Origin of the sequence: Limosilactobacillus reuteri subsp. porcinus, from assembly GCF_036621895.1 — a bacterium.
Taxonomy (GTDB): domain Bacteria; phylum Bacillota; class Bacilli; order Lactobacillales; family Lactobacillaceae; genus Limosilactobacillus; species Limosilactobacillus reuteri_J.
The window spans coordinates 1-397 of sequence record NZ_LN887456.1 but is presented as its reverse complement, the minus strand read 5'-3'; the positions used below and the strand labels follow the sequence as shown (position 1 = coordinate 397).

1 protein-coding gene is annotated in these 397 nt (G+C 39.0%); it reads left to right on the top strand.

Going from position 1 to position 397, the window contains the following annotated elements:
• Positions 1 to 74: 74 nt before the first annotated feature.
• The coding region (locus tag AACL61_RS07625; RefSeq protein ID WP_339111200.1) for a plasmid mobilization protein at positions 75 to 397 on the top strand (323 nt) is incomplete at its 3' end.

Below are 397 nucleotides of genomic sequence, written 5' to 3'. Positions count from 1 at the left end.
TAATGTATCTAATGTGTCGGGACGCGTACTGCTAAAAACGTTGCATAAAGTACGAACCAGAAATGAGGGATAATATGAACCAAAAACAAAGCAAGGATAAGCGCGATAAAAGAGTGATGATTAACCTTACATTTGCGGAGTATGCAAAGTACAAAAACGCTGCGGAGATTGCCAATTTATCACTCTCAAATTATCTGAGAATGCGGCTTCAAGTTGACGATGAAAAACGGACAATTCAACAGGTAAATGTGCCGATTAAAGAATGGCAAAAACTGATTGCTTTGTTGCGTCCAATGAGTGCCAATTTGAACCAAGCACAACATACATTTAACCGCAAGGATTACAAGGACGAAAATGCAAGTAAAGAGGCTGCTGAATTGGCAAATACAATCGATGA